Origin of the sequence: Flavobacterium sp. (assembly GCF_043779715.1) — a bacterium.
Taxonomy (GTDB): Bacteria; Bacteroidota; Bacteroidia; order Flavobacteriales; family Flavobacteriaceae; genus Flavobacterium.
Genome location: NZ_JAYWDT010000232.1, coordinates 1 through 13513, shown reverse-complemented (window position 1 = coordinate 13513; position 13513 = coordinate 1). Strand labels below are relative to the sequence as shown.

The window sequence follows — 13513 nt, the reverse complement described above, 5'->3', positions numbered from 1 at the left end:
ATTGCAAAAAGACATTGTTCGTGAAGATGAAATTTTAGGTTTAAAATTAAAAAAAATCACCAAAACCAAGAAACCGATTGTTTTTCCAGACAAAGTTGTAATCGATAATTTTAACGGAACAAAATCCGAATACAAGCTCGATGTTAAGTTTATGGACGAACTTTGTTATGCAGAACCAGGCACAAAATTAAAACTGAATAACCTGAATTTTATTCTGAATACTTTTGCAGTAACCAATGATTCTCGAGGAAAATTATACGAATTATTGCTCGTAATGCAAGAAAAGCCAGAAATGGTAATTAGTATTCATGGTCATTTGTGTTGCGTTTCTGTCGACAGAAAAGACTTGTCAACACAAAGGGCCAAAGCCGTTAAGCAATTTTTAGAGCTTAACGGAATAGAAAAAACAAGAATGAGTTTCAAAGGTTTTGGAAGCTCGATTCCGTTATTTGTCTTGCCTGAAAAAACTGAAGAAGAACGAGCATCCAATCGCCGAGTAGAAATTGAAGTTATCGAAAATTAATTATATGAAGACACGTTACCTTTTACTTTTTTTATTGTTATCAATTACAACTTATTCACAAGAAAAGTTTGATGTTTTTTTTGATTTTAATATTGATGTTCCTAACGAAAGTTCGGCTAAAAATTTTCAAAATTGGATTTCAGAAAACCCAAAAGCCGAAATAACTAAAATACATGGTTATTGTGACAGCGTAGATGACAAATCGTATAATAAAGAATTGTCTATAAAAAGAATAAATGCCGTGATCAAAATTTTGAAAAAAAATAAATTACAGTTAAGCAAAAATGTCGAATTAATGCCGTTTGGTAAAGATTTTAAACTATCTAGTAATCAAAACGAGAACAGGAAAGTAACTCTTTTTTATGACCTTCCAAAACAACAAAAAATTAGCGTTTTAACTAACGAAGAAATCCCTACGGATAGTGATATAAATGCTAAAATTGTCAAAGAAGCCAATTCTTTAGTAATTAAATTTAAAAACGCAAAAAAAGGAGATATCATTACGATTGATAATATTTATTTTCATCTCGATTCCGATAAAATAATCGAAAAATCGAAACCAATCTTATTGGGACTTTATAATATTTTATTGCAAAATCCAAATTTAAAAATTAAAGTAAACGGACATATTTGTTGCAATGCGGATGATAAAGATTTAAAATTATCTAGCAAAAGAGCACAATCTATTTATATCTATTTAGTAGAGAAAGAAGTTTTATTTGCTCGAGTATTTCATGAAGGCTTCGGAAGTTCGCAACCTATTTATAAAATTCCTGAAAAAAATGATTCAGAAAAATTGGCCAATCGTCGAGTAGAAATCTTAATTGTAGAAAAGTAAAAATTCGTAATTCGTAATTCGCAATTCGTAATTCAAATTGTTATCTTTGCAAGACAACAACACAAACAAAAATGAGTTCTGATACTTCAAAAAGATATGCACTTCGTGGCGTTTCGGCAGGCAAAGAAGATGTGCACAATGCCATCAAAAATATCGATAAAGGATTATTTCCTAAAGCATTCTGCAAAATTGTTCCAGATTATTTAACAAACGACGAAGAATATTGTCTCATCATGCACGCTGATGGTGCAGGAACAAAATCGTCCTTAGCCTATATGTACTGGAAAGAAACAGGTGATATGTCTGTTTGGAAAGGTATTGCACAAGATGCACTTATCATGAATGTCGACGATTTATTATGCGTTGGCGCAACCGATAATATTATGTTATCATCAACCATTGGACGCAATAAAAACCTCATAACTGGCGAAGTTATTTCTGCTATTATCAACGGAAGCGAAGAACTAATTGCCGAACTAAAAACCTTCGGAGTAACCATACATTCTACTGGTGGAGAAACTGCCGATGTAGGCGATATCGTGCGAACGCTTATTGTCGATTCGACCGTTACGGCTCGTATGAAACGCAAAGATGTAGTGAATAATGCTAATATTCAACCTGGTGATGTCATCGTGGGATTGGCATCTTTTGGTCAAGCAAATTACGAAAAATCTTACAATGGTGGTATGGGAAGCAACGGACTTACCTCTGCCCGTCATGATGTTTTCGACAAATATTTAGCACACAAATATCCAGAAAGTTTCGATGCTCAAGTGCCTAATGAACTCGTATATTCAGGAAGTGTAAAACTAACTGATAAAGTAGAAAATTCTCCAATAGATGCTGGTAAATTGGTGCTTTCTCCAACAAGAACCTATGCGCCAATTATCAAAAAAATATTAGAAAATTACACACCAAACGAAATACATGGCATGGTGCATTGTAGCGGAGGAGCACAAACAAAAATCCTACATTTTATAGATAATTTGCACGTTATAAAAGACAATTTATTTCCAGTTCCGCCACTTTTTAAACTCATACAAGAACAGTCAAAAACGGATTGGAAAGAAATGTATCAAGTATTTAATTGTGGCCACCGAATGGAAATTTATGTACCAGAAAACATAGCAAATAACATCATCGAAATCTCCAAATCATTTGGTGTCGATGCCCAAATTGTAGGTAGAGTAGAAGCAAACGAAAATAAAAAACTAACCATACAATCAGAATACGGAACTTTCGAATATTAGTTTTTTTAGGAGCAATTCCTGCTGTCTGCTATATCTTTTCCTTGCTAAAGAAGCAAGAAAAAGGATGTCGCTTCCATCAGGGCTAAAATATTTGTAATTTTCAGAAATAATATAAAAATCCGTTCTAATTAGTATAAATCCGCGTTATTCGTGGTCAAAAAAAATAGATATGTACGAACTAGTATTTTGGAATTATAAAGAAGAAATTTACCTAAACCATCATTTGGTTTACGAAGCCATTTCAGACGAAGAAATAGTCGACGGACTCGAAGATTTACCAATCGAAGTAATCCTGAACAGAATCGCAAACGTTTTCTCGAAATGGGAAAAAGTAGACGAAAAAAGCTGGAAAAACAACGATGGAGTAGGCGCATTTCACATAAGAACCACACCACAAAGTGTAAAAATAGATTGTTACGGCACCGAAGGAAAAACTATGGACAAACTCGTAGATATTCTCGAAGAATACAAATGTCCGTTATACGATCCGCAAGTTCCAGAACGCTGTGACGAATTCAATGAATAATATAATTGATATGAATTTCGATTTTGCCACAAACCATATTTTAGAAAATGATTTTGTTCGTTTAGAACCTTTGCAAGAATCTCACTTTGCTAATTTATTTACAGAATCCTTACAAGATCCAGAAATCTGGAAATTTTCCTCTTTACCCGCAATTGGAGAAGAAAATTTTAGAAACTACATTCAATTTGCGTTAAATAATCGAGAAAAACTAACCGAATACGCATTTGTAGTTTATGACAAACGTACAAATGAATACGCAGGAAGTACTCGTTTTTATGATATTCAACTGGCTAATAAAACCTTACAATTGGGTTATACTTGGTACGGAAAACAATTTCACGGAACAGGACTCAACAAACATTGCAAATATTTATTACTCGAGTTCGCTTTCGAAAAAATGAATATGGAGCGAGTAGAATTTCGCGCTGATAATGCAAATGAACGAAGCAAAGCCGCCATGAAAAGTATTGGTTGTAAAGTAGATGGTGTTTTGAGAAGTAATATGACAAAACTAGACGGCGGAAGACGCGATAGTATTATTTTGAGTATTCTTCGCAACGAATGGTTAGATGCTGTTAAAGTAAACTTGAGAAAGAAAATGTAGTTTTTCTTTCTCAAGTTTTACTTATAAAAATCTTTTATTTCATCTTGTTTGCAGGTAGTAATTTACTAGAAACTTCACCAAAACCAATTCTTACTTGGTCATTCTTGCAAAACCCTTTCATAATAACAGTATCACCGTCATTTATAAATTTTCTTTCGGAACCATCATTCATCTTTATAGGATTTTTTCCTCCCCAAGTTAATTCCAACATCGAGCCGAAACTATCTTCTGTTGGACCAGAAATTGTTCCAGAACCCATCATGTCACCAGAATTAACTCGACAACCATTACTAGTATGGTGTGCTAATTGCTGGCTCATTGTCCAGTACATATATTTATAATTTGATTTAGAAATCACTTTAGCTTCTGCATTTTCAGGCGCAATGGCTACTTCAAGATTAATGTCGAACGAGTGTTTTCCTTTTTGTTGCAAATAGGGAAGTGGCGTAGGTTCTTGTTTCGGGCTTTCTACTCTAAATGGTTCGAGTGCATCCATAGTAACAATCCAAGGAGAAATTGAGGAAGCAAAGTTTTTTGCTAAAAATGGACCAAGTGGTACATATTCCCATTTCTGAATATCACGAGCACTCCAATCGTTTAGCAAAACCATTCCAAAAATATATTCTTCGGCTTCATTTACAGGAATATTATCTCCCATAATATTAGCATCGGTTGTAATAAAAGCTGTTTCTAACTCAAAATCTACTAATTTAGAAGGTCCAAAAACAGGTTGTGTTTCTCCATTTGGCAAAGTTTGTCCATTTGGTCTGTGCACGGGAATTCCAGAAGGAACTATTGTAGAACTGCGTCCGTGGTAACCTACAGGAATGTGCAACCAGTTAGGTAGCAAAGCATTGTCTGGATCACGAAACATTTTTCCTACGTTTGTAGCATGTTCTTTACTTGAATAAAAATCGGTATAATCACCTATAAATACGGGAAGTTGCATTTCTACATCCGCTATATTAAAGATCACTATATCACGATGTTTTTTCTTGTCTTTTAGTTTTGGATTGTTAATATCAAAAATATCTGCAATACGATTTCTAACCAATCTCCATGTTTTTTTTCCGTCAGAAATAAAATCATTTAATGTGTCTTGCATGAAAACATCATCCGTTAATTCTATTCCTTCAAAATAATTTAATTGCTGTAAAGCACCTAAATCTATTGCGTAATCTCCAATTCGAGTTCCCACCGTTACTATGTTTTCTTTAGTCAAAAAGACGCCAAAAGGAATGTTTTGTATTGGAAAGTCGCTGTCATTAGCTATGTTTAGCCATGATTTTCTGCTCGAATCGTTTGCTGTAATGGGCATATAATTGTGTTGTTTATTTGTTGATAAATCTTATACCAAATATATCATAAACTATTATTTTACCAAACGTTTTTCGTATTTTTGTACGGAATTTAACTAAATAAAAAATATGTTACGCGACCAACAAATATTTGACCTAATTATTGAAGAACAAGACAGACAAATTCACGGTTTAGAGCTAATTGCTTCCGAAAATTTTGTAAGTGACCAAGTGATGGAAGCTGCAGGATCTGTACTAACAAATAAATATGCCGAAGGATATCCTGGAAAAAGATATTACGGGGGTTGCGAAGTAGTCGATGTTATCGAACAAATTGCGATAGATAGAGCAAAAGATTTGTTTGGCGCAGAATATGCAAACGTACAACCACACTCAGGATCGCAAGCAAATACAGCAGTTTTTGCAGCTTGTTTGAAACCAGGAGATAAAATTTTAGGTTTCGATTTATCTCACGGCGGACATTTAACACACGGTTCGCCAGTAAATTTTTCAGGAAAATTATACAGCCCTTCTTTTTATGGTGTAGAACCAGAAACGGGTATTTTAAATTATGATAAAATACAAGAAATTGCAACAAAAGAACAACCAAAACTAATCATTGCTGGAGCATCTGCTTATTCTCGTGATATGGATTTTGAACGTTTCCGTAAAATTGCAGATTCAGTAGGCGCACTCTTGATGGCTGATATTTCGCATCCAGCGGGATTAATCGCTAAAGGATTAATGAACGACCCAATTCCTCATTGTCATATTGTAACTACTACAACACACAAAACATTGCGTGGTCCTCGTGGTGGATTAATTATGATGGGTAAAGATTTTGAAAATCCTTGGGGTTTAAAAACACCAAAAGGTGAAATCAGAATGATGTCGCACGTTTTAGATATGTCAGTTTTCCCTGGAAATCAAGGCGGACCTTTAGAGCATATTATTGCAGCAAAAGCAATAGCGTTTGGCGAAGCGCTGACAGATGAGTTTTTTAGATATGCGATGCAAGTGCAAAAAAACGCCAAAGCTATGGGTGCAGCATTTGTAAAAAGAGGTTATAATATTATCTCTGGCGGAACGGATAATCACATGATGCTTATCGATTTAAGAAATAAAAACATTTCTGGAAAAGAGGCTGAAAATGCATTGGTTAAAGCAGAAATTACGGTAAATAAAAATATGGTTCCTTTTGATGACAAATCACCATTTGTAACTTCAGGAATTCGTGTTGGAACTGCAGCAATCACGACTCGTGGTTTGCTAGAAGAAGATATGGAAACTATCGTTGCTTTTATTGATAAAGTAATTATGAATCATACCAACGAAGAAATCCTTGAACAAGTTGCTGACGAAGTAAACGAAATGATGGGAGAAAGAGCGATTTTCGTTTTCTAAGATTTTTTAAATATAAAAATAGTTTAAAAAAAAGCATAATAAAAGAGATTTTATTATGCTTTTTTGTTTTATTTGTTATAAATCACCTTTCACAGTTTTGCTACAACTGATTTTAGGCAATATTTTTAATTTATTTTAATATTATTTTTTTCTGCAATTTTATTAAATACTTCTTCCTTATTTTCACTCTTTAATTTTTGGTACATCATACCCATAATCTGTTCAGTATCTTTAACATATTCTGATTTATCTTCTGAATAAATTCTATGTGCAATAAAAATATTATTAAGTGCCTTTTCATAATCATTTAATAAAAAATAATTTTTTCCTGCTCCAAAAAAACCTTCAGCATTTTTTGGATGAAATCTAATTAATTTTTCATAATATTCAATTGCAGTTTTAAAATCTGATTTTTTAGAATAGATTACTCCAATATTCATTAAGGCAAAATCTCCTTCTGGATAAATCTCAAGAGATTTTTTGTAGTATTTTATAGCGTTGTCAAAATCATTTAATTGTCTGTAACAAAGTGCTATATCATCATATGCTAAAACAAAATTCTTGTCAGATTTTATAGCCATTTCTAACCCTTCAATTGCTAATTTATACTCTTCATCACGCATAAAATCCTTAGAAATAATATATGAACTTTTTGCCTTCTCGTTTTTTGAATATGAATAAAATTGATTTTTTTTAATATTAATTTCTTTCTGTTTTTCATTTTCACAAGTTTGCGGCATAATGGTATATACTTTTTTGAAAAGACTTTGAATTCCGTCAACAGTATTAATTACTTCTCTATTTTTTGTATCACTATCTGTTAAAACCACATCAGTCATTGATTTTGTTATACAATTTTGATAAATATCACCATCAACTTTAGTTTTATTTTTTAAGCATTCACATGCACGAATTGCTACTTTTTCCTCTAAGGATTGTGAATACAAATTATTAGAAATTATTATTGCTAAAAAAAGTATTATTTTTTTCATATTATTTCTTTTGAGTTTTCGGCAATGTAGCTACCAACACCTTTTCTAATTTTTTTTGTTATTTATACGCTATTTAACCCTAACTGCTTCAGGAACCAAAACCTTATAATCGCCACCGTTTCTAATTACGTCACGAACAATACTCGAACTTATAAAAGAAGTACTTGCCGCTGTTAGCAAAAAAACGGTTTCTATTTTAGATAACCTTCTGTTGGTGTGGGCAATGGCTTTTTCGAACTCGAAATCGGCAGGATTGCGAAGGCCACGAAGTATAAAAGCAGCATGGTGTTTTTTGCACAAATCGATAGTTAATCCTTCATAAGTAATTACAGAAACTGAAGGCACGTCTTTGAAGGTTTCTTCGATAAATCGTTTGCGTTCTTCGAGCGAAAACATGTATTTCTTCTCGGCATTTACGCCAATTGCGATGATAATTTCATCAAAAAGAGGAATGCTTCTTTTTATGATGTCTAAATGTCCTAATGTTAAAGGATCAAACGAACCTGGAAATATGGCTTTTCTCATTAGTTACGGTCTATTTGATAAATAAATTCTTCGTCTTTCATTGATTCGACTAATTCTTTTTTAGAATAACCCCAAATTGTTTTTAGACTATAATTTTTATCAATATTAATATCGTCAATTCCTGTTTCTTGGTCTGTTTCCATATTATTGGCAAGACAAAAAACACTGTCTTTTGTGACTTTTTGTACTTTCATACAAGAATAAAAACCTTCACTTGCTTTAAAATGATATAAGTCACCCACTTTAGGGTTTTTAATAAACACTTTTTCGTCATCATCTTGTTTGTTATCGTAATAAATAACAGATGAAGTTATTACTGCGATAAGAAAAAGACCACTAAAAAACCAGATAGGTGTTTTTGTTGGATTAAAATCTTGCTCTTTCTTAAATTTTTGTTTTACGGTTTCATCAAGATTTTTTAGATCATAAGTAGATTTACAAATATTACATTCTAAAATATTTACTCTTCCAATAGGAAAAAATGGAATCCAATATAAATGTGCATATTTTCCAAAAACAGAATAATTCATGTCTGTATTGGTTACACATTGAGGACAAGAAGTATTCTTGATTTTTCCGCTTTTTAAGTTTGAAGAGTTTGTTCCGTAAAATATCATGCTTTTTAGAGTTTAATTATTTCTTCCAAATTGGTTTTCTACCCAAAGCCAATGCAATTTCGTTATCTAACATTTCACTCATATTCATTTTTGCAAATGCTGCTTGTTGCGGAAATATACTTTGTGGAGACAATCCTGGATTGGTATTTATTTCGATAAAATGTGGAATTCCATTCATAATAATAAAATCGGTTCTAGAAAAACCTGACATTCCCAGCGAATCGTATATTTTTTTGGCAGTTTCGACAACCAGTATTTCTTCTTCTTTTGAAATTCTTGCGGGCGTAACTTCTTCTGATTTTCCTAAATATTTGGCTTCATAATCGAAGAAATCATTCTGAGAAAGTATTTCGGTAATGCCTAAAACTTTGGTTTCGCCTCTGTATTTTAAAACGCCAACCGAAACTTCCGTTCCGTTAAGATAAGATTCTATCAGGATTTCGTTGTCTTCTGCAAAAGCAAATTCGAGTGCTTTCTCTAATTGGTCTAAAACATCAACTTTAGAAACGCCTAAGCTACTTCCTGACTGATTTGGTTTTACAAAAAATGGCAATCCAAGTTCTGATTTTATTTTATTTCCATCAATAATATCTCCTTTTCGCAAATAAATAGATTTGGCTTTTGGAATATTAAATTTGGTTAAAACCGATAAAGTATCACGTTTGTTAAATGTTAATGCTGATTGGTAAAAATTACAGCCTGTATAAGGAATATCCATCAGTTCCCAATAGGCTTGTAAATGTCCGTCTTCGCCCGGAGTACCATGAACCGTGTTTACAGCAACATCAAATTTTGTTGTAATGTTATTTTTATTAAAAGAAAAATCGGCTTTGTTTATGGGATACTTTTCGCCATCAATAACGACCGACCAATCGTTTGGAAGTATGTGAACTTCGAAGATATTGTACTTCGATTTGTCTAAATTATTTAAAATTAACTGACCGCTTCTTAACGAGATTACACTTTCGTCAGAATATCCTCCCATAACCACTGCTACGTTCATCTAAAAAAGAATTAAATTACTTAACAAAATTATCATTTTTTTTCAAACAAAAGCTCATAACAATTTTATTATCTTTGTCAAAATACATTTTTATGAGTTTCAAGAATTTTTTATTCAGTTTTACATTTGTCAAGCAAGTGCTAATAGCTATATTTATTGTATGTGCAACCCTTTTCTTATTTATGTATTGGATAGGTTTTACTACAAATCACGGGCAAGAAATTGTTGTTCCCAACTTAAGTAAACTAACACTTGAGCAGGCAGAAGACAAACTTGACGAGCTAGATTTAGATTACGAATTGTTAGATACTGTCGATTATAATGCGGCTTATCCGAAACTCTCGATAGTGCAACAAGACCCCAATCCAGGAGAAAAAGTGAAGCAAAATAGGGTTATTTATCTCAAAATAAACTCAACAGGATATTCGAAAGTGCGTATCCCAGATTTAATTCAGAAAACCTACCGTCAAGCCGTGCCAACACTTGCGGCATTAGGACTAGAAGTAGGAGATACAACCTATGTGCCTAATCTTGCAAAAGACATGATACTAGAAATGAAAATGAACGGAAAATCTATAAAAGCAGGGCAACAAGTACTAAAAATGACAAAAGTAGATTTGGTTCTTGGTGACGGAAAAATAGGTTTCGAAGAAGAAGAACTAAACGGTTCTGAAAATGATAGTATAAATAATGATTAACACAATAATGAACGAAGATATAACGACTGACAACGACGAGCTAGACGAAGAATTATTCGAACACCATAAGTTTGTTGCCACAAAAGGACAATCTATTCTTAGAATAGACAAATATTTGATGCATTTGTTAGAAAATGCAACTAGAAACAAAATACAACAAGCAGCAACATCAGGCAATATTTTTGTAAACGATATTCCTGTAAAATCAAATTATAAAGTAAAACCGTTCGATGTGGTTACGATTATGTTATCGCATCCGCCGTTTGAGAACAGAGTAGATCCAGAAGATATTCCTTTAGATATTGTTTATGAAGATGATGCTTTGCTATTAATAAATAAACCTGCAGGTTTGGTTGTGCATCCAGGTCACGGAAACTACACAGGAACATTGGTAAATGCATTGGCTTTTCACTTCCAGAATTTGCCTCTAAATAGTAGCGAACGTCCAGGATTAGTTCATAGAATAGATAAAGATACTACAGGACTTTTAGTTATTGCAAAAACGGAGCAAGCCATGACGCATTTGGCAAAGCAATTTGAAAATAAAACTTCCGAAAGAGAATATGTTGCCATAGTTTGGGGAAATGTTCAGAAAGACGAAGGAACTATAGAAGGGAATCTTGCTAGACATTTAAAAGACCGTATGCAAATGGCAGTTTTCGCTGATCCAGAAATAGGGAAGCCAGCCATAACTCATTATAAAGTTTTAGAACGTTTTGGATACATTACAGTTGTTTCTTGTAAATTAGAAACGGGAAGAACACATCAAATTCGTGCGCATTTGAAACATATTGGACATCCTTTATTTAATGATGAGCGTTACGGAGGGCATTTAATACTGAAAGGAACAACATTCACAAAATACAAACAATTTATAGACAATTGTTTCAAAATCCTTCCTAGACAAGCCTTACATGCAAAGACTTTAGGTTTCGAACATCCAACTACAGGCGAAATGATGCGTTTTGATACCGATTTGCCTTCAGATATGAAAGAATGTATCGAAAAATGGAGAACCTATTCGAACACAAATACATTAAACGAAGAAGAAAATTAAATATAAAAGTTTATTTTCGTTAATATAACAATTTTCGATATGAAAAATAAGATACTACTATTAGCTTTAGCATCAATCATAATTACTGGTTGTTCTGCTCAAAAATCTGTTGTTGCAGAAAATATAATTGATGCTACAAAATATATAAATTCAATCACTACCGAAGACCTGAAAACGCATCTTACCATTGTTGCTTCCGACGAAATGGAAGGACGAGATACAGGAACAAAAGGACAAAAAAAAGCAGGAAATTATTTGATAGAAATTTATAAAAGCAACGGAATCTCTTTCCCAAAAGGAGCTGCAAATTTTTATCAGAAAGTTCCAGCCACATTTATGAATAAAGAATATGGTGAAAAATTACCAGATTCCGAAAATATTTGGGCCTACATTGAAGGTTCTGAAAAACCTAATGAAATCCTTGTTATTTCAGCACATTATGACCACATAGGAACAAAAGATGGAGAAGTTTACAACGGCGCCGATGATGATGGATCAGGAACAGTAGCCTTGTTAGAAATCGCTCAAGCTTTCCAACAAGCAAAAAATGAAGGACATGGCCCAAAACGCTCTATACTCTTTCTTCATGTAACTGGCGAAGAGCACGGTTTGCACGGTTCTCGTTATTATACAGACAATCCTTTGTTCCCGTTAGCAAACACCATTACCGATATTAATATCGATATGATAGGACGACGTGATGAGTTTCATAAAGATTCCAACAATTATGTTTACCTGATAGGATCAGATTATCTTTCGACGGATTTGTATAAAGTATGCGAAGAAGCTAACAAAAAATATACAAATATAACTTTAGATTATAAGTTTAATGATCGTAGCGATCCAAATCGTTTCTACTATCGTTCAGACCATTATAATTTTGCAAAACACAATATACCATCGGTATTTTTGTTTAATGGAGTTCACGCAGATTACCACCAAGCATCGGACGAAGTAAGCAAAATAGAATTTGATGCACTAGCAAAAAGAACACAACTAGCATTTAGTATCGCTTGGGAATTGGCAAATAAAAAAAACAGACCAGTAGTAGATAAGTCAGGGAAATAATTTTTTTCTGGGGCGTGACCACAAGGGTCGTGTTATCCGCTTGTAGTCCTCGCACTTCCTTCGTCAGGCTGTGGGCTACAGCTACTACCACTCACGCAAGAAACATTATTACATAAAAAAGCTCCGAATCACTTCGGAGCTTTTGCGTTATTTAGGGTGGATGACCGGGTTCGAACCGGCGACCTCCGGCACCACAAACCAGCGCTCTAACCAACTGAGCTACAACCACCATTTGTTTAACGAGTGCAAATATATTGTAAATTTTGTGTTTTGCAAAGAAAAATTTAAAAAAATTATTTCAAATCACCTAAACTATTGACCGCCAAATACCTTTCGACAGTAAAACCTTCTCCATATGCTACATTTATGAGTCTTCCTAAGTCCTGAGCACGATATTTTACACTATCTAGAAAGCTTTTAGAGGTTATTGGCGATTCTGGTTCTTTCGATTTTGGATTATAAAACTGCGAGTCATAAGTCTTAATTGCTTCCATCTTCACATTCATAAAATCTGAAACATCGACTACAAAATCAGGTTCTATATTTTTCCATTGTATGTAATGATAAACGACTTTTGGTCGCCAAGCTTCTTGGATATTGCCATCAAGACTAGTTTGTATTTTTGATAATCCTGACAAAAAACAAGCATCAGAAACTAACTTGCTACCTTTACCATGGTCTATATGGCGGTCATCAATAGCATTGCAAAGCACAATTTGGGGTTTGTACTTTCTAATCATTCTAATAACTTCTAGTTGGTGTTTTTCGTTATTCTTAAAAAAGCCATCTCTAAAATTCAGATTTTCTCTTACAGCGACTTTCAGAATTTTTGCAGCATTTGCAGCTTCGGTATCTCTAATTTCTGCTGATCCTCGAGTTCCTAGTTCGCCACGTGTCAAATCGATAATTCCAACGGATTTACCAAGCGAAATTTCTTTAGCAATTGTAGCGCCACAACCTAATTCAATATCATCTGGGTGAGCCCCAAAAGCGAGTATGTCTAGTTTCATTTTTTTTTATATTAATTGAAAAATGTTATGAAATATTAGCAGTTAGCAATTTATAAAAAATAGATTGATAAATTAAGAATTGTAAAGAAAATTCACAGTT

15 protein-coding genes and 1 tRNA gene are annotated in these 13513 nt (G+C 33.4%); 9 read left to right on the top strand and 7 right to left on the bottom strand.

Annotated features, from left to right (window positions below):
- The 5 genes from ACH2BG_RS11200 to ACH2BG_RS11180 all read left to right on the top strand — a co-directional run.
- On the top strand, nucleotides 1-523 hold a 523-nt coding region (locus ACH2BG_RS11200), incomplete at its 5' end, for an OmpA family protein (protein WP_395047778.1).
- Nucleotides 524-527: 4 nt separating this feature from the next.
- Nucleotides 528-1361, top strand: a complete 834-nt coding sequence (locus ACH2BG_RS11195; protein WP_395047777.1) for an OmpA family protein — start codon at nucleotides 528-530, stop codon at nucleotides 1359-1361.
- Between the two features lie 71 nt (nucleotides 1362-1432).
- Nucleotides 1433-2611, top strand: a complete 1179-nt coding sequence (locus ACH2BG_RS11190; protein ID WP_395047776.1) for an AIR synthase related protein — start codon at nucleotides 1433-1435, stop codon at nucleotides 2609-2611.
- A 169-nt stretch (nucleotides 2612-2780) separates the two neighbouring features.
- Nucleotides 2781-3137, top strand: coding sequence for a hypothetical protein (locus ACH2BG_RS11185; RefSeq protein ID WP_395047775.1), 357 nt, complete (start codon nucleotides 2781-2783; stop codon nucleotides 3135-3137).
- On the top strand, nucleotides 3130-3741 hold the full coding sequence (locus ACH2BG_RS11180) for a GNAT family N-acetyltransferase (protein ID WP_395047774.1): 612 nt from the start codon (nucleotides 3130-3132) through the stop codon (nucleotides 3739-3741). The genes ACH2BG_RS11185 and ACH2BG_RS11180 overlap by 8 nt, the downstream gene beginning before the upstream one ends.
- 34 nt (nucleotides 3742-3775) lie before the next feature.
- Here ACH2BG_RS11180 and fahA read toward each other — a convergent pair whose 3' ends face one another.
- Nucleotides 3776-5059: a fumarylacetoacetase gene (gene fahA, locus ACH2BG_RS11175; RefSeq protein ID WP_395047773.1), complete on the bottom strand. Its 1284-nt coding sequence runs from the start codon at nucleotides 5057-5059 to the stop codon at nucleotides 3776-3778.
- A 109-nt stretch (nucleotides 5060-5168) separates the two neighbouring features.
- Between fahA and glyA the strand changes: the two genes are divergently transcribed.
- Nucleotides 5169-6443 carry a serine hydroxymethyltransferase gene (gene glyA / locus ACH2BG_RS11170; protein ID WP_395047772.1) on the top strand — a complete coding sequence of 425 codons (1275 nt, stop codon included), beginning with the start codon at nucleotides 5169-5171 and terminating at the stop codon, nucleotides 6441-6443.
- Nucleotides 6444-6568: 125 nt separating this feature from the next.
- Here glyA and ACH2BG_RS11165 read toward each other — a convergent pair whose 3' ends face one another.
- The 4 genes from ACH2BG_RS11165 to ACH2BG_RS11150 form a co-directional block, all read right to left on the bottom strand.
- Nucleotides 6569-7435 (bottom strand): tetratricopeptide repeat protein, encoded by an 867-nt coding sequence (locus ACH2BG_RS11165; protein ID WP_395047771.1) that lies wholly within the window; start codon nucleotides 7433-7435, stop codon nucleotides 6569-6571.
- A 69-nt stretch (nucleotides 7436-7504) separates the two neighbouring features.
- A complete protein-coding gene (gene coaD / locus ACH2BG_RS11160) occupies nucleotides 7505-7960 on the bottom strand; it encodes a pantetheine-phosphate adenylyltransferase (protein WP_395047770.1) in 456 nt (151 codons plus the stop codon).
- The gene (locus tag ACH2BG_RS11155) at nucleotides 7960-8577 is read right to left on the bottom strand and encodes a hypothetical protein (protein ID WP_395047769.1); all 618 of its coding nucleotides are present in this window, start codon (nucleotides 8575-8577) and stop codon (nucleotides 7960-7962) included. Before ACH2BG_RS11155 ends, coaD begins: the two co-directional genes overlap by 1 nt.
- A gap of 16 nt (nucleotides 8578-8593) precedes the next feature.
- Nucleotides 8594-9580: a D-alanine--D-alanine ligase gene (locus ACH2BG_RS11150; protein ID WP_395047768.1), complete on the bottom strand. Its 987-nt coding sequence runs from the start codon at nucleotides 9578-9580 to the stop codon at nucleotides 8594-8596.
- Nucleotides 9581-9672: 92 nt separating this feature from the next.
- On the opposite strand from ACH2BG_RS11150, the gene ACH2BG_RS11145 reads away from it, so the two are divergent.
- Genes ACH2BG_RS11145 through ACH2BG_RS11135 form a run of 3 tightly spaced genes read left to right on the top strand, consistent with a single transcriptional unit; the run spans nucleotide 9673 to nucleotide 12403 of the window.
- On the top strand, nucleotides 9673-10278 hold the full coding sequence (locus ACH2BG_RS11145) for a PASTA domain-containing protein (RefSeq protein ID WP_395047767.1): 606 nt from the start codon (nucleotides 9673-9675) through the stop codon (nucleotides 10276-10278).
- A 7-nt stretch (nucleotides 10279-10285) separates the two neighbouring features.
- Nucleotides 10286-11335: an RluA family pseudouridine synthase gene (locus tag ACH2BG_RS11140; protein WP_395047779.1), complete on the top strand. Its 1050-nt coding sequence runs from the start codon at nucleotides 10286-10288 to the stop codon at nucleotides 11333-11335.
- 39 nt (nucleotides 11336-11374) lie between these two features.
- Nucleotides 11375-12403: a M28 family metallopeptidase gene (locus tag ACH2BG_RS11135; RefSeq protein WP_395047766.1), complete on the top strand. Its 1029-nt coding sequence runs from the start codon at nucleotides 11375-11377 to the stop codon at nucleotides 12401-12403.
- Nucleotides 12404-12558: 155 nt separating this feature from the next.
- Here ACH2BG_RS11135 and ACH2BG_RS11130 read toward each other — a convergent pair.
- Nucleotides 12559-12632, bottom strand: a tRNA-His gene (locus tag ACH2BG_RS11130).
- A 64-nt stretch (nucleotides 12633-12696) separates the two neighbouring features.
- Complete coding sequence (bshB1, locus tag ACH2BG_RS11125; RefSeq protein WP_395047765.1) at nucleotides 12697-13413, bottom strand: bacillithiol biosynthesis deacetylase BshB1; 717 nt, start codon at nucleotides 13411-13413, stop codon at nucleotides 12697-12699.
- Between the last annotated feature and the right edge of the window lie 100 nt (nucleotides 13414-13513).